The sequence below is a fragment of the Sphingosinicella ginsenosidimutans genome, assembly GCF_007995055.1.
Taxonomy (GTDB): domain Bacteria; phylum Pseudomonadota; class Alphaproteobacteria; order Sphingomonadales; family Sphingomonadaceae; genus Allosphingosinicella; species Allosphingosinicella ginsenosidimutans.
In genome coordinates, this window is sequence record NZ_VOQQ01000001.1 from 743121 (window position 1) to 764636 (window position 21516).

Annotated in this window: 22 protein-coding genes; 15 read left to right on the plus strand and 7 right to left on the minus strand. The window is 69.8% G+C overall.

Translation table 11 applies throughout. The features are described 5' to 3' along the window. Positions 1 to 131: 131 nt before the first annotated feature. Both FRZ32_RS03685 and zapE read left to right on the plus strand, forming a co-directional pair. Positions 132 to 920, plus strand: coding sequence for a succinate dehydrogenase iron-sulfur subunit (locus tag FRZ32_RS03685; RefSeq protein WP_147042232.1), 789 nt, complete (start codon positions 132 to 134; stop codon positions 918 to 920). 43 nt (positions 921 to 963) lie between these two features. After that, positions 964 to 2097, plus strand: coding sequence for a cell division protein ZapE (zapE, locus tag FRZ32_RS03690; protein WP_147042233.1), 1134 nt, complete (start codon positions 964 to 966; stop codon positions 2095 to 2097). On the opposite strand, the gene FRZ32_RS03695 is transcribed toward zapE, so the two are convergent. Further along, positions 2098 to 2889, minus strand: a complete 792-nt coding sequence (locus tag FRZ32_RS03695) for an NTP transferase domain-containing protein (RefSeq protein ID WP_243445182.1) — start codon at positions 2887 to 2889, stop codon at positions 2098 to 2100. Between the two features lie 91 nt (positions 2890 to 2980). Between FRZ32_RS03695 and FRZ32_RS03700 the strand changes: the two genes are divergently transcribed. Further along, complete coding sequence (locus FRZ32_RS03700) at positions 2981 to 3766, plus strand: phosphocholine cytidylyltransferase family protein (protein ID WP_147042234.1); 786 nt, start codon at positions 2981 to 2983, stop codon at positions 3764 to 3766. Here FRZ32_RS03700 and FRZ32_RS03705 read toward each other — a convergent pair. From FRZ32_RS03705 to FRZ32_RS03720, 4 genes are read right to left on the minus strand one after another with little or no spacing between them, the layout of a single operon-like run. Further along, positions 3722 to 4162, minus strand: a complete 441-nt coding sequence (locus FRZ32_RS03705; protein ID WP_147042235.1) for an HIT family protein — start codon at positions 4160 to 4162, stop codon at positions 3722 to 3724. The genes FRZ32_RS03700 and FRZ32_RS03705 overlap by 45 nt on opposite strands. After that, entirely contained in the window at positions 4159 to 5235 is a 1077-nt protein-coding gene (locus FRZ32_RS03710; RefSeq protein WP_147042236.1) for a CDP-alcohol phosphatidyltransferase family protein, read from the minus strand. Before FRZ32_RS03710 ends, FRZ32_RS03705 begins: the two co-directional genes overlap by 4 nt. After that, the gene (locus tag FRZ32_RS03715) at positions 5232 to 6815 is read right to left on the minus strand and encodes an FAD-dependent oxidoreductase (protein WP_147042237.1); all 1584 of its coding nucleotides are present in this window, start codon (positions 6813 to 6815) and stop codon (positions 5232 to 5234) included. The genes FRZ32_RS03710 and FRZ32_RS03715 overlap by 4 nt, the downstream gene beginning before the upstream one ends. A gap of 42 nt (positions 6816 to 6857) precedes the next feature. After that, positions 6858 to 7493: a phosphatase PAP2 family protein gene (locus FRZ32_RS03720; protein WP_147042238.1), complete on the minus strand. Its 636-nt coding sequence runs from the start codon at positions 7491 to 7493 to the stop codon at positions 6858 to 6860. A 160-nt stretch (positions 7494 to 7653) separates the two neighbouring features. On the opposite strand from FRZ32_RS03720, the gene FRZ32_RS03725 reads away from it, so the two are divergent. The 9 genes from FRZ32_RS03725 to FRZ32_RS03765 all read left to right on the plus strand — a co-directional run bounded on the left by FRZ32_RS03725 (position 7654) and on the right by FRZ32_RS03765 (position 16562). After that, positions 7654 to 7953: a PepSY domain-containing protein gene (locus FRZ32_RS03725; RefSeq protein ID WP_147042239.1), complete on the plus strand. Its 300-nt coding sequence runs from the start codon at positions 7654 to 7656 to the stop codon at positions 7951 to 7953. 103 nt (positions 7954 to 8056) lie between these two features. Further along, entirely contained in the window at positions 8057 to 8722 is a 666-nt protein-coding gene (locus FRZ32_RS03730) for a response regulator transcription factor (RefSeq protein ID WP_147042240.1), read from the plus strand. A gap of 254 nt (positions 8723 to 8976) precedes the next feature. Then, complete coding sequence (locus FRZ32_RS03735; protein WP_147044311.1) at positions 8977 to 10386, plus strand: sensor histidine kinase; 1410 nt, start codon at positions 8977 to 8979, stop codon at positions 10384 to 10386. A gap of 48 nt (positions 10387 to 10434) precedes the next feature. After that, positions 10435 to 11448: a polyprenyl synthetase family protein gene (locus FRZ32_RS03740; protein ID WP_147042241.1), complete on the plus strand. Its 1014-nt coding sequence runs from the start codon at positions 10435 to 10437 to the stop codon at positions 11446 to 11448. Between the two features lies 1 nt (position 11449). Beyond that, positions 11450 to 11635 (plus strand): hypothetical protein, encoded by a 186-nt coding sequence (locus FRZ32_RS03745; RefSeq protein WP_147042242.1) that lies wholly within the window; start codon positions 11450 to 11452, stop codon positions 11633 to 11635. Further along, positions 11620 to 13014: an MATE family efflux transporter gene (locus tag FRZ32_RS03750; protein WP_147042243.1), complete on the plus strand. Its 1395-nt coding sequence runs from the start codon at positions 11620 to 11622 to the stop codon at positions 13012 to 13014. The genes FRZ32_RS03745 and FRZ32_RS03750 overlap by 16 nt, the downstream gene beginning before the upstream one ends. Further along, a complete protein-coding gene (gene hrpB / locus FRZ32_RS03755) occupies positions 13011 to 15503 on the plus strand; it encodes an ATP-dependent helicase HrpB (protein ID WP_147042244.1) in 2493 nt (830 codons plus the stop codon). Before FRZ32_RS03750 ends, hrpB begins: the two co-directional genes overlap by 4 nt. A gap of 248 nt (positions 15504 to 15751) precedes the next feature. Then, the gene (locus tag FRZ32_RS03760) at positions 15752 to 16012 is read left to right on the plus strand and encodes a hypothetical protein (protein ID WP_147042245.1); all 261 of its coding nucleotides are present in this window, start codon (positions 15752 to 15754) and stop codon (positions 16010 to 16012) included. Between the two features lie 136 nt (positions 16013 to 16148). Beyond that, positions 16149 to 16562: a hypothetical protein gene (locus FRZ32_RS03765; protein ID WP_147042246.1), complete on the plus strand. Its 414-nt coding sequence runs from the start codon at positions 16149 to 16151 to the stop codon at positions 16560 to 16562. A gap of 19 nt (positions 16563 to 16581) precedes the next feature. Here FRZ32_RS03765 and FRZ32_RS03770 read toward each other — a convergent pair whose 3' ends face one another. Next, positions 16582 to 18921, minus strand: a complete 2340-nt coding sequence (locus FRZ32_RS03770) for a putative bifunctional diguanylate cyclase/phosphodiesterase (protein ID WP_147042247.1) — start codon at positions 18919 to 18921, stop codon at positions 16582 to 16584. 268 nt (positions 18922 to 19189) lie between these two features. Here FRZ32_RS03770 and FRZ32_RS03775 point away from each other — a divergent pair, with 268 nt between their 5' ends. After that, complete coding sequence (locus FRZ32_RS03775) at positions 19190 to 19396, plus strand: hypothetical protein (protein ID WP_243445183.1); 207 nt, start codon at positions 19190 to 19192, stop codon at positions 19394 to 19396. Between the two features lie 84 nt (positions 19397 to 19480). Here the strand turns inward: FRZ32_RS03775 and FRZ32_RS03780 are convergent, their stop codons facing one another. Next, complete coding sequence (locus FRZ32_RS03780; RefSeq protein ID WP_147042248.1) at positions 19481 to 20131, minus strand: cell wall hydrolase; 651 nt, start codon at positions 20129 to 20131, stop codon at positions 19481 to 19483. Positions 20132 to 20424: 293 nt separating this feature from the next. On the opposite strand from FRZ32_RS03780, the gene FRZ32_RS03785 reads away from it, so the two are divergent. Both FRZ32_RS03785 and FRZ32_RS03790 read left to right on the plus strand, forming a co-directional pair. Continuing rightward, positions 20425 to 21033, plus strand: coding sequence for a cytochrome b (locus FRZ32_RS03785; RefSeq protein WP_158635819.1), 609 nt, complete (start codon positions 20425 to 20427; stop codon positions 21031 to 21033). 44 nt (positions 21034 to 21077) lie between these two features. Further along, on the plus strand, positions 21078 to 21482 hold the full coding sequence (locus tag FRZ32_RS03790; RefSeq protein ID WP_147042250.1) for an EVE domain-containing protein: 405 nt from the start codon (positions 21078 to 21080) through the stop codon (positions 21480 to 21482). The last annotated feature ends 34 nt before the right edge of the window (positions 21483 to 21516 follow it).

A 21516-nucleotide genomic window follows, 5' to 3' on the forward strand; every position in this document is an offset into this window, starting at 1 on the left:
AGGGCATTTCGATGTCCGTGCGGGACGGCGCCCCGCCCGCCGGCCGGGCCTTCCGGCGAATTACGCAAAGCACGCAGGCAGGCATTGAGCCGGCGCGCCTGACCCGCTATCCCCCGCCCGGGGAGACCGGCATGGCAGAGTTCACGCTTCCGAAGAACAGCAAGATCAACGGCAAGGGCCGCGTCCACAGGGCGCCGGAGGGCGCGAAGCGCACGCGTACCTTCAAGGTCTACCGCTACGATCCGGACAGCGGTGAAAATCCGCGCTACGACCGCTATGAGGTCGATCTCGACAGCTGCGGGCCGATGGTCCTCGACGCGCTGATCAAGATCAAGAGCGAGCAGGATTCGACGCTGACCTTCCGCCGCTCCTGCCGCGAGGGGATCTGCGGATCCTGCGCGATGAATCTCGACGGCAAGAACGGCCTCGCCTGCACCACCGCGATCGAGGACATCAAGGGCGGCGAAATCCGTATCACGCCGCTGCCGCATATGGACGTCATCAAGGATCTCGTCCCCGATTTCACCCATTTCTACGCGCAATATGCCTCGATCCAGCCCTGGCTCCAGACGGTGACGCCGGCGCCGGCGGGCAAGGAAAGACTGCAGAGCCCCGAGGACCGGGCGAAGCTCGATGGCCTCTATGAGTGCATCCTGTGCGCCTGCTGCTCCACCTCCTGCCCAAGCTATTGGTGGAATGCGGACAAGTTCCTCGGGCCCGCGATCCTGCTTCAGGCCTATCGCTGGCTCGCCGACAGCCGCGACGAGAAGACCGGCGAGCGGCTCGACGATCTTGAGGACCCGTTCCGGCTCTATCGCTGCCACACGATCATGAACTGCGCGAACGTCTGCCCGAAGGGCCTGAACCCCGCCAAGGCGATCGCCGAAACCAAGAAGATGCTCGCCGAACGCGCCGTCTGACCTGCCCGCTCCCTTGAACGGGCCTTTGCGTTAGGGATGCCGGATGGCGGAGAGGGGCGGCAGCACGGAACTCGAGCAGCGCTACCAGGCCCTCGTCGACGCCGGCGAGCTTCGGCCCGATCCCGATCAGGCCCGCGCCGTCGCGGTGCTGGCGACGCTGGCGGAGAAGCTTGAGCAGCAGCCGCGTCGCGGCAGCCTGATCTGGCGGCTGGCGGGGCGGTTCGAGCGGCCGCCGGGCGGCGTCTACATGTGGGGTGGGGTCGGGCGCGGCAAATCCATGCTGATGGACCTCGCCTACGAGACGATCCATTACGCGCCCAAGCGCCGCGTCCATTTCAGCGAGTTCATGCTGGAGGTCCACGACCGGCTTCGCGCGATCCGCGGCCGGCATGAGGGCGATCCGATCCCGCCGCTCGCCAGGGACATCGCGGCCGAGGCGAAACTGCTCTGCTTCGACGAGATGATCGTCAACAACAGCGCCGACGCGATGATCCTCTCGCGCCTGTTCACGCACCTCCTCGATGCGAGCGTCACCGTCGTCACGACATCGAACCGGCCGCCGACCGATCTCTACAAGGACGGGCTCAATCGCGAGCTCTTCCTCCCCTTCATCGCGCTGATCGAGCGCGCGCTGGACGTGGTGCCGTTGAATGGCCCGACCGACTATCGGCTCGACCGGCTCGGCGGCATCCCCACCTGGTACGTGCCGAACGGGCCGGTGGCGACGAAGGCGCTTTCCGACGCCTTCTTTCGCCTCACCGACTATCCGGTCGAGGATCGCGCAAGGGTGCCGAGCGAGGAGCTGGCGGTGCCCGGCGGGCGCACGCTCCACGTCCCCAAGAGCCTGAAGGGCGTCGCCGTCTTCTCGTTCAGGCGGCTATGCGGCGAGGCGCGCGGATCGGCGGATTATCTGGCGGTCGCGCGCCATTTCCACACGGTCATCATCGTCGGCATCCCGAAGCTCGGGCCGGAAAACCGCAACGAGGCGGCGCGCTTCGTGAGCCTGATCGACGCGCTTTACGAGCATAAGGTGAAGCTGCTCGCCGCCGCCGATGCCGCGCCGGAGCAGCTCTACACGGCCGGCGACGGCGCCTTCGAGTTCGAACGCACCGCCTCGCGCCTGATGGAGATGCAGAGCGAGGCCTATCTCGCCGCCGGCCACGGCGCGGAGGCCTGATCAGCCCCGGCGGGCGCGAAGGATCGCCTCGACCTCGGCATGGTCGCTGACCTTGTCGACGTCGATCCCGGCCTCTGCATCGGGAAGCTCGACGAGCCGCACCGTCACGCCGATCCGGCGGCCGACCCGGTCGAGCGCCTGCTGGAGAGGGATGGTGCGGGTCGCGACGCGCAGCGCGAGACCCAGCCCGAAATGGCGCAGGAGCTTCAGCGGATGCTTCCGGTCCGCCTCGATCCGCCGGTAGAGATCGAGCGCCGCCAGCGACCGCTCCCCGGTGAGCGCGAACAGGTTGGCGCCGGTATAGGCCGCGCCCTTGAACTCCTGCCACGTCCGCCGGTTCTCGGGATAGGCGGCCAGCATCACCCTCCGCTCGACCGCGCCGAAGGCGACGTCGGCGCCGGCGCTGCCGCGCAGGAAGGCTTCGACCATCGGGACGGTGAGCAGCGGATGATCCGCGGTCGTCACAAGGATCGGGAAGGGCGCGGCGTCACTGCCTGCGACGGCATCGATCGCGTCGGCGAGCCCGCCCGCGCTCGCATGGGCCGAAACGCGCGGATCGGCGGCCATCCAGGCGAGCTCGCCGGCCATCAGCCGGTCCGGCTGCTGCGCCAGGATCAGCACGCGATCGGCGGACGGGCAATCGAGGAGGGTGCGAACGACCCGCCCGATCATCGGGACGCCAAGGACCGGCAGCAGCGCCTTGGCCGGCACGCCGAAATGCGCCGCCAGCGGATCGCCGCCCGGCCGCTCGCCGGCCATGACGATCGCCGTCCATGATTGAGTGTCCGTCACACGCCGCGATCCGCCCGGGTCATCATTTCGCCACGCCGCCCTTGCACCGGCGCAGCCGCGCGGGCAAGCCGCGCGGATCGAGGAGACGAGCATGATCGAGGGGCGGGCCATCCGTCGCGCCGTGATCCTGAGCGCCGGCAAGGGCTCCCGCCTCTTGCCGCTCACCGAGGACCGGCCGAAATGCCTCATCGACTTTTCGGGGCGCACCCTTCTGGAATGGCAGCTCGACGCGCTCGAAGCGGCGGGCGTGGCCCGGGTCGATATCGTCACCGGCTTCAAGCCGGACATGGTCGATGAGGTGATCGCGGGGCGATCCGGGGTCTCCACGATCTTCAACCCCTTCTATCACGTCGCCGACAATCTGGGTTCGGTCTGGATGGCGCGCCGGAGCTTCGACGAGGACCTTCTGCTGCTCAACGGCGACACGCTGGTGCCGCCCGATCTCGTCGCGCGCGTCATCGCCGCGCCGGCCGCGCCGATCCGCGTCACGATCGACGAGAAGGAGGATTATGACGACGACGACATGAAGGTCCTGCGCGACGGCGACCGGCTGGTCCGGATCGGCAAGAAGCTCCCCACGGGCGGCTACAACGCCGAATCGATCGGCGTGCTTCGCTTCCAGGGCGAGGGGCGCCGCGCCTTCATCGATGCGGTGGAGGCGATCATGCGGACCCCGGCCGGAACCGCGGATTTCTACCTGCGCGTGATCGACCTGCTGGCGGATACGGGGATCGTCCACACGACGTCGATCCGTGGAATTGCGTGGCAGGAGGTGGATTTTCCGCCCGATGTCGAGGCGGCGCGCGCGCTCACCGCGGGCTGGGCGAGGGATCTAGCGCCCGGCGGCGGGCCATTTCGCGCGCAGCCACGCGCCTAGCTGCGCGATCTGGCCGGGCGACAGCGTCGCCGCCGCACCGAGCTGCGGCGCCTTCGGCCACCCGGCGTCGGCGATGGTCAGCGCGCCGACGGTCCTTCCCCCCTCGTAGCGCGGCAGGACGTGCCAGTGGACGTGGGGATCGACCATCATCAGCATCAGATAGTTGATCTTCGCATAGTCGACGGCGTCCTTCAGCGCCGTCTCGATATCGCCGACGACCCGCTTCAGTTCGGCGAACGCCTCGGGGGCGAGGGCGGCCAAAGCGGTCGCTTCCCCGGTCGCTGCGAGGACGAGCGAGCCGAGCGTCGGCTGATCGGGCCGCAGCAGCACGACCCAATGGTCATAGGCCGCGATCAGCGTGTCCGGATAGCCGAAGCGGCGGATCGTCGCGTTCATTCGAGCCAGCTCCTGACGGCGCCGCCACGCCAGCGCAGCGCATAGGCCTGGGCGAGTCGGACGAGATGAAAAAGGCAGGACAGGACCGTCCAGACGGCGACCGCGACAAGGCCGATATCGGGGCGCATGGCGAGCGTCGCCACGAACAGGATCACCATGTTCGGATTGCGCCGCGCGGTGATCAGCCGGAAATCCGAATCCACCTTGCGCCAGACGTGAATGTGCATCCCGAACGAGGCGATGAACGCGCCCTCGATCAGCCGCTGGACGATATAGCCCGCCGCGAGCGCGATCATCACCGTCCAGAAGGTCGGCGGATCGAGCGGGCGGCCGTAGGACTCCAGCCCGACGCCCCAGGCGTACCACCAGACCAGCGGGTGGACGAGATCGATGCCGTGATCGAACGCCTCGCCCCATTTCGACGAGGTGATCGTGCAGCGGGCGAGCTTTCCGTCCACCGTGTCGAGCACCATGAAGACGAGCCCGCTCGCCATCCCGGCCCAATAATGGCCGAACCAGAAGCAGGCGGTCGCGACCGCGCACAGGACCGCGCCGATGCTCGTCACCATGTTCGGCGACAGGCCGATCCGCGCCGCCAGCCGGGTCAGGTGAAAGGCCCATCGCGGCCACAGATATTTGGTCAGGAGATCGGTAACGCCCTTGTACGAGGCGCGATAGCTGATCTCCTCGAGCCCGGCGACGCTGTCCGGCGTCAGCCGTTCCATGAACGGCTGCTCGCGCTTGCGAAGCTCGTCGTTGACGATGTCGCCGAACGTCTCCTGCGCGATGATCTCGGCATCGGCGGGGAGCGCGCCTTTCCCCTCCATCGCCGCGCGCGCATCGACGCCGTTGGCAAGCACGCTCACCCCGTCCTTCGTCACCACCGCCCCCGGCCGCGCCGCGATCAGCCGGAGCCACGCGGGATCGAAGGCGTAGGCGAGATTGACCTGGATCTCGCCCCCTTCGCCGAGGCGCGCGCCCATCCTTGCGGCGATCCGCTCCAGCCGGCGGCGCGCGGTCAGGCCCCACATGCGCGTTGGATTGTCGCCGATCGGGGTCACGACGAGGCTCATGCCAGCGCTCCCGCGATATCGTCCCCGGTCCTCAGCGCGAGCGCGGCGATGGTGAGGGTGGGATTGGCCCAGCCGCTGGTCGGGAACAGCGACGATCCAGCGACATAGAGATTGGGCAGGCCGTGGACCCGGCCGCGGCCGTCGGTCACGCCCTCGCGCGCGCTGTCCGCCATGCGCGTCGTCCCCATATGATGATAGCCGCCGATGGGATGGGCGGAGATCAGCGGATCGGTCCGCCAGCCGCCGGACGGATCGGCCAGCCATTCGGCCGGTTCGACCCTGCCGAGCCCGAGCCGCTGAAGCTCCTCGCCGAGCGTCCGCGCGAGCACGTCGACGCTGTGCACATCGAGCGCGTTCAACCGCCAGTCGAGCCTGACCCGGGGCACGCCGAGCGCGTCGCGATCGTCCGAGAGGGTGAGGCGGCTGTCCGGCGAGGGCGCCTGTTCGGCGCGAACGAGCAGCGCGACCTCCAGCTGCCCCGCCTTGGTCAGCAGCCAGGGCCGGAGCGGATCGATCCGGCGCTGCGCCCAGCCGGCGAGGCGCTTGGTCGTGATCCACAGACGCCGGCCGCTCTTCGTCGGCGCCATGTCATGCTTCAGCTTCGAATAGGCCCTCATGCCCCAGAACTGGCTCGATCGCGCCGGTTGCCGCGCGACGATGGTGAGCGAGGTGTTGAGGATGCCGCGCTCGGCCTGGAGCGCGGGCGCCGGTGCGATCAGCGCGGCGAGATCCTGCCCCTTCACCCGGTGACGGCGCGCGAACGCCTTCAGCAGCGTCCATGGCGCCCCGCCGATGATCCGGCCGCCACGGGCATGGGGATGCTCCATGAAGAAGCGGCCGACCAGGTCATGCTCATTGCCCAGCCCGGAGGCGAGCAGCAGCCGCGGATTTTCGATTCCCCCGGCGGCGAGGACGAAGATTGTCGCGGCGACGGCGAGCCGCCGCCCGTTGAGCGCCTTCGCCTCGACCCCGACGACGCCGCGGCCCGACGGCGCCGCGACGATCCGGGTCACGCTCGCATGAAGGACGATCTCGCAACGCGGATGGCGGACCAGATCCTCGCAATTGCCGCGCGAGAAGCGGTCGAAGCGCATGTCGAACGTCCAGACCGGCGTCGCCAGCCTGTCCGCGTCGAAGGCGGGAATCGGAACGCCGGCGCGGCGCAACGTATCGGCGTTCTCCGTCTCGGCCCCGAGCCCGAACAGCGGCCGCGCCTCGCGATAATAGCGAGCGAGCTCCTCATAGCCGATCGGCCAGCCCGAATGCGGCACCCACGGCCGCCGCTCCAGATCGATCGGATCGAGCATCGCGCAGCGGCCGCCCCAGATCGCCGTGGTCCCGCCGAAGAACCGAAGGCGCGCATGATCGAGCGGATAATAATCCTCGCCGACATTCTCGCCGGCATTGAGATCGGCGACATCGGCTTCGTAATCGAGCCCGCCGCTTTCCAGCAGGATCACCGAATGGCCGCTGGCGAGCAGCCGGCGCGCGACGATCTGCCCAGCGGCGCCTGCGCCGATCACGCAGACCTGGGCATCGCGCGAAAGATCGTCCGCCGCGGTGGAAAGATCGATCAGCATTGCCGGACGATGTCGGCCAGGCGCGCGCCCATCGCAACCGCCTCAATCGAAAAAATGATCGAAGACGAGCAGGACGCCCGCCGACCAGGCGCCGCCCGCGAGCCAGCCGGCAAGGATGTCGCTCGGCCAGTGGACCCTCAGATAGACCCGCGCCGATCCGATCGCGATGCTGACCAGCACAGCGACGATCAGCATGAAATTCTGCATCGCCAGCGTGTCGTCGGGCGTCAGCAGCACCGCGGCGGCGACGAGCATCACGGTGGACATCAACGTGTGGCCGCTTGGAAAGCTGGTCGTGTAGGTCGCGACGCCCCGGTCGCGAGCGGGCGGCCGCTGGCGCTGGATCATCTTCTTGAGGAGGACGACGAGCAGCCGCGCGCCGAGCACCATGCCGAGGAACCGCACCGCGGTCGCCGGATCGTCCTCGACGAACAGGCCGGAGGCGACGACGATGACGAACGCGCCGTGCACCGTATCGCCGCCCATCGCCGAAAGATCGCGCATCGCCGAGTCGATCCGCGGCGGACGGCCCTCATGCCCGTTGGTCAACGGCATCCGGGCGATCACCGCCCGATCGAGGCGATCGGACCAGCCCCGCGCCACCGCCAGCGTGACGGCTGCGAACGCGGCGAGCAGCGCGCCGAACGCCCAGCCGAGCGTATGGGCGTTCAGATCCACGCGACGGCCCGCCCTTGCCAGGCCGCCCGCGCCACGGCGCGATCCATCAGGCTTCCCCCTCGAAGCTTCATGCCGCCACTACCGTGCTATTCATGGCCTATTCAATGCTTTCTGCTATTTCGCTTGCGAACGTGAGAGATTTTGCAGAGTTCATAAAGTGATGCGTTTCATTTTGCCGCTGGCCGCGATGGCCCTGCTCGTGTCCGCGCTTCCCGCAGAGGGGCAGCGCCGCGCCCGCCTGCCGGTGACTCGCGGCGAGCAGGCGGAGGCCTATCGCCAGACCCAGCAGGGCGAAATCCTGCCGCTGCCCGAGATCAGGGCGCGCGTCAGGCTCCCCGGCGCGGAGTTCATCGGGGCCGATTTCGACGGGCGGGTCTATCGACTGAAATTCATGCGCGGCTCGGAGGTCATCTGGATCGACGTCGACGCGCGCACCGGCCAGGTGCTCGGGCGCCAATAGGCGACGTGGCCTTGGCGCGCCGCCGTTGCTATTCCCATATCCGCGTGACATTTGACGAGACGGATGCCGCCGCGCGGCCGCCGCGAAACGAAGGGACAAGACCATGCGGGTGCTGATCGTCGAGGACGAGCCGAATCTCGGCCGGCAGCTCAGGGCCACTCTCGAGGGCGCGGGCTATGCGATCGATCTCGCCACCGATGGCGAGGACGGCCATTATCTCGGCTCCACCGAGACCTATGACGCGATCATCCTCGATCTCGGCCTGCCCGAGGTGGACGGGCTGACCGTGCTCGATCGCTGGCGCAAGGAGGGGATCAAGGTTCCCGTCCTGGTCCTCACCGCGCGCGACAGCTGGTCGGACAAGGTGGCCGGGCTCGATGCGGGCGCCGACGATTATCTCGCCAAGCCATTCCAGACGGAGGAGCTGATCGCGCGGCTGCGCGCGCTCATCCGCCGCGCCTCCGGCAATGCGTCGAGCGAGCTGACCGCCGGCGACGTGAGGCTCGACACCCGATCGGGAAAGGTGACGCTCGACGGCGAGCCGGTGAAGCTCACCGCGCAGGAATATAAGCTGCTCTCCTATCTCATGCACCACAAGGGCAAGGTGGTGAGCCGCACCGAGCTGATCGAACATATTTACGACCAGGATTTCGACCGCGATTCGAACACGATCGAGGTGTTCGTGACTCGCATCCGCAAGAAGCTCGGCCCTGACGTGATCACCACGATCCGCGGCCTCGGCTACAGCCTCGAAGAGCCGCGCGCCTGAGCGATCCCGCGCCCCTCCCGGGGGCCGCCCCGCCGCGCCGCGCCCGCGTGGTCGCGATCGTCGCGACGCTTCTCGTCTCGATCGGCCTGTGCATCGCCGGAATAATGTTGCGCGACACGGCCTCGCCGTGGATCGGCCGCGGCCTCTTCATCCTCGGCCTTCTCCTGTTCGCCGGCGGGCTCGGCGTGGCGGCCCTGGGGCGGCGCGCGGCGACGGACGGCGCACCCTCGCGCACCGGCTCGCTCACGAGGCGGATGATCGGCATTTCCGCGTTGTGGATCGTCCTCCTGCTCGGGCTCGGCGGCTATACGCTCGATCGCGTGCTGACCTCGGCGGTGACCGCCAATTTCGACGCCCAGCTCGATTATGTGCTGACCCAGATGATCGGATCGTCGGACATCGGCCCGGATGGCGAGGTGCTGTTCACCCGCCAGCCCGCCGACCAGCGCTTTCTGGAGCCCTATTCGGGCCTTTACTACCAGATCAGCGGCGCCGGCTTCGATCCGTTCAAGTCGCGCTCGCTGTGGGATCGGCAGCTCACGGTCGAGCCCGGCCATGTCGATGCCGACGCGCACGCTTATGACAGCGGCGAGTTCGCCGACGAGAAGCTCAGGATCGTCGAGCGCGACGTGCGTCTGCCCGGATCGCCGGTGCGCTGGCGCTTCCAGATCGCGCAGAGCCGCGACGCGCTCGACGCGCAGATCGGGGTGCTGCGGCGGATCCTGGTCCGCTCCTTCGGCCTGCTCGGCCTCGGCCTGATCGCGCTCGCCGCGATCCAGGCGATCTACGGCCTGTGGCCGCTGCGCCGCGTCCGCCGCTCGATCGTCGCGATCCGATCGGGCGAGAAGGCCCGGATCGACGAGCGGCTCCCGCGCGAGATCGCCCCGCTTGTCGAGGAGCTCAATGCGCTGCTCGAACATAACGAGACCCAGGCGGAGGAGGCGCGGCGCCATGCCGGCAACCTTGCCCATGCGCTGAAGACCCCGCTCACCGTCATCAACAACGAGGCGATGGCGCGCAGCCCCGATCTGCCCGACACCGTGATCCGCGAGGCGCGCACGATGCGCCGGCAGGTCGATCACCACCTCGCCCGCGCCCGCGCCATCGGCCGGCGCTCCTCCGCCCAGGCGCGCGCGGTCGTGTGGGAATCGCTGGAGGCGGTGGAGCGCGCCGTGTCGCGCATGTACGAGAACGTGACCGTCGATCTCACGGGGGATCGGAGCGCCGTCGTCCGGGCCGAGCGACAGGATCTCGACGAAATGCTTGGCAATCTCATCGAAAACGCCGCCAAATATGGCAATGGCCGCGTCTTCGTGACGGTGAAGGGCGGCGGCGCGTGGGTCGAGATCGAGGTCGAGGATGACGGACCGGGCATTCCGGAGGCCGAGCGCGAGGCGATCTTCGGGCGCGGCAAGCGGCTGGATACCGGCAAGCCGGGCACCGGGCTCGGCCTCGGCATCGTTCGCGACGTCGCCGAAATCTATGGCGGCGAGGTCCGGCTCGAGGAGAGCGAGGATCTGGGCGGCCTGCTCGTCCGGCTGAAGCTGCCGCCGGCGGAGATGACCGCGCTGATGCTGCCGTCCGGGCGGACCGGGCTGGTCCTCCCGGCACAGCGCACCGGACTCTCGCTTCCGGTCGGCCGCCGCAAGCCGCCGAGAAGCTGAGCCGGCCGCCTCTTGCCTTTGCCACGGCCGGGGCGCAGAGCGCAGCCGATGACTGCCACCGTCCATCCCATCGGCGCCGTGCGCGCGGCCTCGCTCGACCCGATCGTGCAGCTCGTGGCGGCCGATCTCAACCATGTAAACGCGGTGATCCTCGATCGCATGCAGAGCGAGGTCGCGCTGATCCCCGAGCTTGCGGGGCACCTGATCGCCGGCGGCGGCAAGAGGATGCGGCCGATGCTGACGCTCGCCTGCGCGCGGTTGCTCGACTATCAGGGGTCGCGCCACCACAAGCTCGCCGCGGCGGTCGAGTTCATCCACACCGCCACCTTGCTCCACGACGACGTGGTCGATGGATCGGGCCTGCGGCGCGGGCGGCGGACGGCCAACATCATCTGGGGCAATCCCGCGAGCGTCCTCGTCGGCGATTTCCTCTTTTCGCGCAGCTTCGAGCTGATGGTGGAGGACGGCAGCCTCAAGGTGCTGAAGATTCTCTCCCGCGCCTCCAGCGTGATCGCGGAGGGCGAGGTCGATCAGCTGACCGCCCAGCGCCGGATCGAGACGGGCGAAGACCATTATCTCGAGATCATCGCCGCAAAGACCGCCGCGCTCTTCGCCGCCGCCTGCCGGATCGCGGCGGTGGTCGCCGAGCGCGAGGAAGCGGTGGAGGAGGCGCTGGACGCCTATGGCCGCAATCTCGGCGTCGCCTTCCAGCTCGTCGACGACGCGATCGACTATGCCTCCGACGCGAAGACGATGGGCAAGGGCGTGGGCGACGATTTCCGCGACGGCAAGGTCACGCTCCCCGTCATCCTCGCTTACGCGCGCGGCACCGGGGAGGAGCGCGAGTTCTGGCGCGAGGCGATCGCCGGCCGCCGCGCGGGCGACGAGGATCTGGCCCACGCCATCCGCCTGATCGAGCGGCACGACGCCATTTCCGACACGCTTGAGCGGGCGCGCCATTATGGCCGCCGCGCGATCGACGCGCTCGGTCCCTTCCCCGCCGGGCGCGCCCGATCGGCGCTGGTCGAAGCGGTCGAATTCGCGATCGCGCGCGCCTACTGACATGCTCCGCCGGCCGTTGAGGAGCGGGCTCGACCGGATCGGCCCCTTCCATCCCTATCTCGTCTTCGCCGCCGTCCTGCTGCTCGATCTCGCCGCGGCGCTCGCGATCCTGACCGGCATCCTGTGGGCGTGCGACAAGACCGAGGACGTGATCTCCCCGGGCGGCACGGAATGGCTGCCCTTCTAGAGCCGTCGACGCCCGAGACCGGATTCCGAAGCGAGCTCGGCGCAACCGCCCGGCTCGCGCTGCCGCTGATCCTCGGCGGCTTCGCGCAGATGGCGATCAACACGGTCGATGTGCTGATCCTCGGCCGCTACGACGTCGCCGCGCTCGCCGCCTCGGCGCTGGCGCTCAACCTTCTGTGGGCGATGGCGATCTTCGGGATCGGCGTGGTCACCGCCGCCTCGCCGCTGATCGCCGCCGAACGCGGGCGGCGGCCTTATTCGGTGCGCGAGGTGCGCCGCACCGTCCGCCAGGCCTGGTGGGCATCGGCCCTGCTGTGCGTGCCGATCTGGCTGGTCGCCTGGCATGCCGAGGCGGTGTTCGCCCTGCTCGGCCAGGAGCCCGCCCTGTCCCGGGCCGCCGCCGGCTTCCTCAGGATCGCGATGTGGGGCACGCTGCCCTTCCTCCTCTATGTCGTGCTGCGGCTCTACGTGACGTCGCTCGAACGGCCGGTCTGGGGCCTGGTGGTCACCGCCGGGGGAGTCGCCTTCAACGCACTCTCCTGCTGGACGCTCGTCTTCGGCCATTTCGGCTTTCCCGAGCTCGGCCTCACCGGCGCGGCGATCGCCAATTTCCTCGCCAACCTGTTTCTCTTCCTTGGCATGGCGACGGTCGTCTCGAGCGTCCGCCGCTTCCGGCGCTACCGCCTGTTCGGGCGCTTCTGGCGATCCGATTGGCCGCGCTTTCGCGAGTTGCTGCGGCTCGGTCTGCCGATCGGCGTCACGCTGGCGCTGGAAATCACGATCTTCAACGCGGCGGTGTTCCTCATGGGCCTGATCGACCGCGCCTCGCTCGCCGCCCATGCGATCGCGATCCAGATCGCCGCGCTCGCCTTCCAGCTGCCGTTCGGCATCGCCCAGGCGGCGACGGTCCGCGTCGGCCTGTTCCACGGCCGCGGCGACCGCGCCGGCATCGCCCGCGCCGGCCATGCCGCGCTGTCGCTCGGGCTCGGCGCGGCGATCCTGCTTTCGCTCGGCATCGCGCTCGGCAGCGAGGGGCTGACCGGCCTCTTCCTCGGCCGCGAGACGCAAGCCGATCGCCAGGTCTTCGATCTCACGATCAGCTTCCTGTGGGTCGCCGCCTGGTTCCAGCTTTTCGACGGCGCGCAGACGATCGGCGCGGGGATGCTTCGCGGCATCCAGGACACGCGCTGGCCGATGGCCTATGCCGCCTTCGGCTATTGGGTGGTCGGGATCATCGTCGCGGTCTGGCTCGGCTTCCACACCCATTTGCGCGGCGTCGGCATCTGGATCGGGCTTGCCAGCGGGCTCGCGGCCGTCGCCGCGCTGATGCTCGGCCGCTGGGCGCTGCGCGACCGGCTGAGGCTCGGCGCGGCGGGATGACGGGCCTTCCGATCCACGCGGTCCTGCCCGATCTTCTCGCCACGCTGCGGGATCGCCCCAATGCGGTGCTCGTCGCCCCGCCCGGCGCCGGCAAGACCACCGCCGTCGCCCCGGCCCTGCTCGCCGAGCCCTGGTGCGAGGGCGAAATCCTGCTCCTTTCCCCGCGCCGCCTCGCCGCCCGCGCCGCCGCCGAGCGGATGGCCGAGCTTGCGGGGGAGCCGGCGGGCAAGACCATCGGCTATGCGACGCGCCTCGACAGCAAGCGATCGGCGGCGACCCGGGTCACCGTCCTCACCGAGGGCATTTTCCTGAAGCGGATCCAGGCCGATCCCGAGCTGACGGGCGTCTCGGCGGTGCTGTTCGACGAGATTCACGAGCGCAGCCTCGACAGCGATTTCGGCCTCGCCCTCGCGCTCGACGCGCAGGGCGCGCTGCGGCCCGACCTCAGGCTCGTCGCCATGTCGGCGACGCTCGACGGGGCGCGCGTCTCCGCGCTGATGGGCGACGCCCCGGTGGTCGAGAGCGAGGGCCGCGGCTTCCCGCTCAGCATCACCCATCTCGGCCGGCGGGCCGAGGCGCGGATCGAGGATGAAATGGCGAGCGCGATCCGCCGCGCGCTGGCCGAGGCCGAAGGCGGCCTGCTGGCCTTCCTCCCCGGCGTCGCGGAGATCGAGCGCACAGCCGAGCGGCTGGACCCGCTGCCCGCCGGCGTCGTGCTCCATCGCCTCCACGGCAGCCTCGATCCGGCCGCCCAGCGCGCCGCGATCGCGCCGTCGCCGCCGGGCGTCCGCAAGCTCGTCCTCGCCACCTCGATCGCCGAGACCAGCCTGACGCTCGATGGCGTGCGGATCGTCGTCGATTCCGGCCTCGCGCGTCGCCCCCGCTACGATCGCGCGGCGGGCCTCACCCGGCTCGTCACCGAGCGGGCGAGCCAGGCCGCCGTCGCGCAGCGCGCGGGCCGCGCCGGGCGGCAGGGGCCGGGCCAGGTCTACCGCCTGTGGGAAGAGGCGGCGACGGCGGCGCTGCCGCGCTTCGATCCGCCGGAGATATTGGAGGCCGATCTGTCCGCGCTGCTGCTCGATTGCGCGCTGTGGGGCGTCGCCGATCCGCGCACGCTGCGCTGGCTCGATCCACCCCCGCGCGCCGCGATCGACGAGGCGCGGACGCGGCTGACGGCGCTCGGCGCGCTCGACCAAGGCGCCCGTCCGACTCCGCACGGCCAGGCGATCGCCGATCTGCCGCTGCCGCCGCGCCTCGCCCATATGCTGATCGAGGCGGACGCGCGGGGATGGGGCGAGACGGCGGCCGACGTCGCCGTGCTGCTCTCCGAGCGCGGGCTTGGCGGCAATGACGCCGACCTCGAGCTCCGCCTGAGGCGCTGGCGCGGCGAGAAGGGCAAGCGCGCGCAAGCCGCCCGGGGGCTTGCGCGCAACTGGCTTACGCTGGCCCGCTCGTCCCGGGCGACGTCGCGGGACGCCGGCGCCGGGGCCGGGGAAGGCCCTTCGAGGGCTCTCGGGCAAGGCGAGATTGGCGGATGCGTCGCGCTCGCCTTTCCCGACCGTGTGTCGAAGCGACGCGACTCCTCCGGCGCCGACTGGATCAGCGTCGGCGGGCGCGGCTTCCGGCTCGATCCCGCCTCGCCGCTGGCCCGCGAAGACTGGCTGGCGGTGGCGGAGGTCGGCGGCGCCGCGTCGGGCGCGCGCATCCTCGCCGCCGCGCCGATCGATCAGGCGGGCGTCGAGGCACTGTTCGCGGACCGGATCCGCGAAGGCACGGATGTCGGCTTCGATCCCGCCACCGGCGGCGTGCGCGCCAGCCACGGGCGGCGGCTCGGCGCGATCCTCCTGTCCGGCGGCCAGGACAGCCGCGCCGATCCGGCCATGATCGAGGCGGCTCTGTTGGAGGGGGTGCGCGTCCATGGCCTCGATCGGCTGCCGTGGAGCGAGGGGGCACGCGCGCTGCGCCGCCGCGCCGCCTTTGCGCGCCAGGCCGATGCGTCGATTCCCGATCTGTCGGACGAGGCGTTGCTCGCCACGCTCGACGACTGGCTTCCCCCCGCGCTCGCCGGCCGCCGACGGCTCGCCGAGATCGATCCCGCCGCCTTGTCCGGTGCGCTGGACGGCCTGCTCGGCTGGGACGCCCGCCAGGCGATCGACCGCCTCGCCCCGAGCCATTTCACGACCCCGGCGGGCAGCACCCATGCGATCGATTATGATGCCGAGGCGGGCCCGACCGTCACCGCGCGCGTCCAGGCCTTTTTCGGCCTTGCCGAGCATCCCCGGGCCGGCGGGACGCCGCTCGTCCTCGCACTGACCTCGCCCGCCGGGCGGCCGATCCAGACGACGCGAGACCTGCCCGGCTTCTGGCGCGGCAGCTGGGCCGCCGTCGCGAAGGAGATGCGCGGGCGCTATCCAAAGCACCCCTGGCCCGACGATCCCGCGGCCGCCGATCCGACCTTGCGGACCAAGCGCGCCTCCTCGCGCGCCTGACACGCGTCCGCTTTCGAACGCGCGGGCGTCCGTATCCGGACGGCACGTTGCCGCCGCCCGGTTCCGCGACCGCCCAATGCTTGGCGCAGACCACCGCAATTCGGCGATTTTTCAAGGGATTTTCGCGCGTTCGTAAAGCTAAGTCACTGAAATCCAAGTGCGCCACTGTTTGGCATGACTAATGCAGCAACACAGGTGCGGGCGACGTCCGCCCGCATGACCGAAACGTTGAACAAGAGGGACTCCCAATGAGCACGATCCGCCACCTGAGCCGCCACGCCGCCGTCGCAGCCGCCGGCCTCATGCTTGCCGGCCTCGCCGTTCCGGCGTCCGCCAACGAAGCCGCTCCCGCCCAGGGACGGGCACAGCACCAGTCCGCCCAACGCAACGATCGGGACCAGCGTGAGATCTGCGTGCGCACCACGATCACCGGCTCGCGCATGGTGAAGCGCATCTGCAAGACCGCCGCGGAATGGGAAGCCGAGGGCGGTCTTCCGACCGACGAATAATCCTCCGGTTCTTCAGGGGGCGATCGACTTCCTCCGCAGCGGCGGAGGCCATGGGGCGGCGCAGCGGCGTCGCCCCTTTTTGCTCGCCGCCCGCGCCCCATATGGGGGCATGACAGACAGGCAGGGTTCAGGAAAAATGGCGCACGCCGCATCGATGGCCGGCCGCAAGTCGCTCCTCTGGTTGGGATTGTTCGTCGCGGCCGGCGCATTCGTGCAAGGCCCGGCCTTCGCCGGCGATCCGCCCCCCGACCGCGAGATCAGCCTTGTCGTCTACGGCAATGATGCCTGTCCCCCGCCCCGTGACGAGGATGAGGTGGTGGTCTGTGCCCGCCGTCCCGAGGAAGAGCGCTATCGAATTCCGCCAGCGCTTCGCCATAGCGACGATCGCCGCACCGAGGTTGCCTGGGGCACCGCCAACGCCCAGCTCGAGCAGGAACAGGCCTATACCCGGCCGAACAGCTGCTCACCCGTGGGCAGCTTCGGCCAGAGCGGCTGCGCGCAGCAGATGATCAACCAATGGTTTGCGGACCGCGCCGCCCGCCGGCGCTGAGCCTGGCTGAGCGTCGGGATCAGGCGCGCAGCCGCCGCTGCATCGTCCCCTGAACGAGCGCCGTCGCGCGTTCGAAGTCCATCGGCCGCCCGAACAGATAGCCCTGGATCTGGTGGCAGCCGAGATCACGCATCCGCGTGAAATCGTCGGCGGTCTCGACGCCCTCGGCGGTGATCGTCATGCGGAAGCTGCGCGCGAGCTGGACGATCGACTGGATGATCGCCACCGTCTCCCGATTGGCCCCCGCCTCGCGGACGAAGCTCCCGTCGATCTTGAGCTTGTGGAAGACCGCCTTGTTCAGATAGCCGAGCGAGGAATAGCCGGTGCCGAAATCGTCGAGCGCGATGCCGACGCCGAGCGCACGCAGCCGCTTCAGCACATCGAGCGCATGCGGCGAATCGGACATGAAGATCGATTCGGTCACCTCCAGCTCGAGCCGGTTCGGCGGCATCCGGTGGCGGCCCAGCGCGTCGGCGATCATGTTGGGCAGCGCCGCCGACGTCAGCTGCTTGGCGGAGATGTTGACCGCGACGGTGATGGTGTCGGGCCAGCAGGCTGCGGCGCGGCACGCCTCCTCGATCACCCATTCGCCGAGCTCGACGATCAGGCCCGATTCCTCGGCAAGCGGGATGAAGGCGTTGGGCGGGATCATCCCGCGCACCGGATGATGCCAGCGGACCAGCGCCTCGAACCCCATCAGGCTCTGGTCGGCGGCATTGATCAGCGGCTGATAGAGCAGGCGCAGCTGCCCGGCGCCGATGCCGGCCTTCAGATCCTGTTCGAGCCGCAGCCGATCCTCCATCTCGTTCTGCAGCGCCGCGCTGAAGAAGCAGCATGTCCCGCGTCCCTGCGCCTTCGCCTGATAGAGCGCGAGATCGGCCTTCTGGATGAGATCGTCGACGCTGCGCCCGTCGGCGGGGCCGAACGCGCAGCCGATCGACACGCCGATCCGGATTTCCGCCTTGTCGAGATTATAGGGTTCGGCGACCGCCTCGATCACCCGCCCGGCAAGCGCCTCCACCATCTGGCGGCTCGACGCATCCTTGATGACGATGGCGAATTCGTCGCCGCCCATGCGGCCGACATGGCCGCCGCCGCCGACCACCTTGCGCAGTCGCTTCGCCACCGATTTCAGCACGGCGTCGCCCTTGGGATGGCCGAACGTGTCGTTGACCGGCTTGAAGCCGTCGAGATCGAGGAACATGATCGCGCAGGCCGTTTCCACCCCGGCCGCGCCCGACAGAGCCTCGGCGAGGAGCTGGCGCACCCGGCCGCGATTGGGCAGGCCCGACAGAAGATCGTGATTGGCGAGGTTGGTGAGCCTCTCCTGGTTCTTCTTCACCTCGGTCACGTCCTGGCCGACGCCGCGATAGCCCTGGAAGCGGCCGGCCGCGTCGACGATCGGATCGCCGGCAAGGCTGATCCAGCGTGTGCCGCTGCGCGTCTTGAGCTCCATTTCGAGATTGGCGAAGGGCTGGCGGGAGAGCAGCGCCCGGCCGAGCGCGCTGCTGCCGCCAAGCGCCGCCGGAAGCGAATGGCCGACGAGCTGGCTGGCCGAGCGGCCGAGCAGCGCCGGCATCCGCGACGAGATGTAGACGACGCGATTTTCGGAATCGAGCTGCCACAGCCAGCCGACCCCGCGTTGCTCATATTCGTCGAGCAGGCTGCGGACCGATTCGGCCTCGGTCGCCGCCGTCGCGACCGCCTTCAGCTGGGCATAGGTCCAGCGCGTGAGGCGCGCGACGCTGAAGGCGCTGGCGCCCGAGATGAGGACGAAGGTGGCGGCGATCTTGGGATCGAGATGGGCGCTCCCGAAATAGAAGGCGACGCAGAAGAAAGCGGTCAGCGTCCCGATCCAGGCGATCGCCGCAGCCGGCGTCGCGGCAAGCGCGATCGCCGCGCCGGTCATCGCCGCCATCGCCCCGCCGATCACGACCTGGACCTCGGCCGGCTCGGTCGCGAAGGCATAGCAGGGCAGCGCGGACCAGAGCGCGGCGAGGCCCATCGCCTCGACCACCGCAAGCCAGGTCGCGCGGGCGCCCGCCGATCGCCCGGCGCCGTGCGCCGGCGCGGCCATCGCCCGCTGGCAGGACACGAAATTGGCGATCGTGACGAGCGCCGCCCAGCCGAACACGACATTGTGGGGCACCGATCCGATCATGGCCCAGGCGGTGATCAGGGCGGCGAGGCTCGCGGTGACGGCGAGCGGCCCCGCGAACAGGGCGCGGCCCTCGATCTGCCGCCTGTGGAGGTGCGCCGCGCGCAGGCGATCGCCCGCGTCGTACGGGAGCGCTCCCGCCGGGGCCTCCGCCGTCTCCCCGAATTGATCGACGTCGGGTGAAAGTACGGCGTTCGGCATCGCGTTCCGCTGGCTGGAGAACAGTGGCCGGCTCCTACGCGCCAGACCTTTGACGGAAGGTTAAGTTCGGCGCACCCGACGGCTTGTCCGGGCACGGCGGAAAGGCGTATTCCGGCGCGCGCGGCGGGGATGAGCATCCGAGTCCCGAAGGGTCCGCGAAAGGGAGGAACGGCGGCTCGCGGCCAGGGCCGGAGCGCGCCGTCGCGTGGACCCGACGACCCCGTCCGCATGTTGGCGCCAGGGGGCCTTATCGAAGGGAGAAGATGCGATGAAGATGCTCAAACTGGCTCTTGCCGCCGCGATCGCCGTCGGCAGCATCGGCATGCCGGCCGCCCCAGCCGCGGCGCAGCACAATCGCGAATGGCAGAACCGCCATCATGGCTGGCATAATCGCCGCCACCGGCGCGTTCGCGTCTGCCGCACGGTGTGGCGCCACCATCATCAGCGGCAGGTGTGCCGCTGGGTCTGGCGCTAGAATCGCATCGCCGCCTTCCGGCCCGCGCCGGGAGGCGGCCTGCCGGCGTGGCATGACGGGCCCACGCAACCGGCGTGACGGCGATCAGCTGTAGAAGATATGGAGCCCGATCTGCGTGGTCCGGGCCAGCCGCCGGCCCCAGGACGGGCGGACATAATCGGCGTGATACCACAAGACGCTGGGCGGCAGGGCGCGGGGCGCCGCGCCCTTTTCGGCGATCCGGGCGATGCCGACCGCCTTGCGCCAGGGCTCCGATCGCCGATCCGCCTGCGGGATCCGGCCCCGCACCACGAACGAAAATTGCGCCGGCTGGCGAACGACCCCGCAGATCGTTGCCGGATAGCGGCCGGATCGCGCGCGGTTCAGCACCACCTCCGCCACCGCGAGCTGGCCCTCGAGCGGCTCGCCCTGCGCCTCGAAATAGACGGCGCTCGCGAGGCAGCCCTGCTCGGCATCGTCCGGTTGTGCGCCCGCATAGGTTTCGACCAGCTCGCCGAGCGGCGGCGGCGGCGCGACGACCGGCACCGGATCGGGCGCGGCGGGGGCAGCGTCCGGCGCCGCATCGACGTTGAGCCCAAGCGTGCCCGGATCGAACCGGGCGGTTTCGTGATCCGACCAGGCCGTCGGCTGCGGCGCCGCGGCGCCCTGCCAGGCGCGCAGCGGCCCGCCCCAGCCGAGCGTCGCGATCATGAGCGCAAGCGCAGGCAAGCCCGCCGCGCGAACCCATCGATACATGAATGACCGTTATCCACTGCGGTGAGGCGGCCCCTGGGACCGCCCCCGCGATCCGCCAGCCTCCCCGACTTGCTCGGTCGCGCAAGGAATGCGCGACGCCCGCTCTTGTTCAGGTGACAGGCGACTTACGGGAGAAATGGCGCCGGACAAGGCTTATGCTGCACTGCAGCGACGAATCGGGCCATGTTCGGGACGAACGCCGGGAACTTCGGCGGCGGCGCTGCATCCAAGAGGGAGCTGCCAAGGAACACCACGCGGCCGCGGCCGTTGCTCACCGAACTGCAGGAGGGGTTATGCTCACCGTTCCCGACGTGAGGCCGCAGCGCGACGAGATCCTGCGCTATGGCAATGGCGCCGTGGTCCTCCACTGGGTGACGGCGGCGCTGGTGATCGCGCAGGTCATCGTCGGCTTCACCTTCAAGCTGCTGCCGCGCGGGCCGGCGCACGGCGAATGGTTCGCCTGGCACAAGACGCTTGGCGCAACCATCCTGCTGCTCGCGCTCGTCCGCCTCGCCTGGCGCCTCGCGCACAAGCCGCCGCCCTTCCCCGAAACCCTCGGCCGGTGGGAGCGGATCGCCGCCACCTGGAACCACCGCGCCTTCTATGCCCTGCTCATCCTCCTCCCGCTGACCGGCCTCGTCGCGGTGTCCGATGGGGCGCGAAGCGGCTTCGTCGCGCTGGTCGGCGGCCTCAAGGTGCCCGCGGTCCCGGGCGTGAGCGAGGCGACCGGCGAGCTTTCGGGCGACGTGCATGTGGTGCTGGTCTTCACCACCCTCGCCCTCCTCGTCCTCCATGTCGGGGCGGCGCTGAAGCACCAGTTCTTCGACTCCAGTCGCGCGGCGGGGCGAATGCCGCCCTTCCGCGAGCGCCGCGGCGCGGCTAGTTTACCGGGCCTGTACTGAGGGCGCCCGCCATCCGGCGCGCCCGCCGCCGGGAGAAAGCGTGCATGGCCAAGTGGCTGATGAAGTCCGAACCCCACGTCTACAGCTGGGACGATCTGGTGCGCGACGGGGAGACCGACTGGGACGGCGTCCGCAACAACGCCGCGCGCCTGCACCTGCGCGCGATGCGCGAAGGGGACGAGGCCTTTTTCTACCACAGCAATGCGGACAAGGCGGTGGTCGGCATCATGCGGATCGCCGGCGCGCAGAAGCCGGACGGCCCCGATGGCGCGTGGGTGAAGGTGCCGGTCCAGCCGGTCCGCAAGCTCCCCCGCCCCGTCACCCTCGCCGAGATCAAGGCCGAGCCGAAGCTGGCGGCGATGGAGCTCGTCCGCCAGTCGCGGCTGTCGGTGAGCCCGGTCCGGGAGGAGGAATGGGCGTTGATTCTGGAGATGAGCGCCGGGGCGTAGCGACCGGCCCTCGCACCCGCCCGCGCGGCGCGCA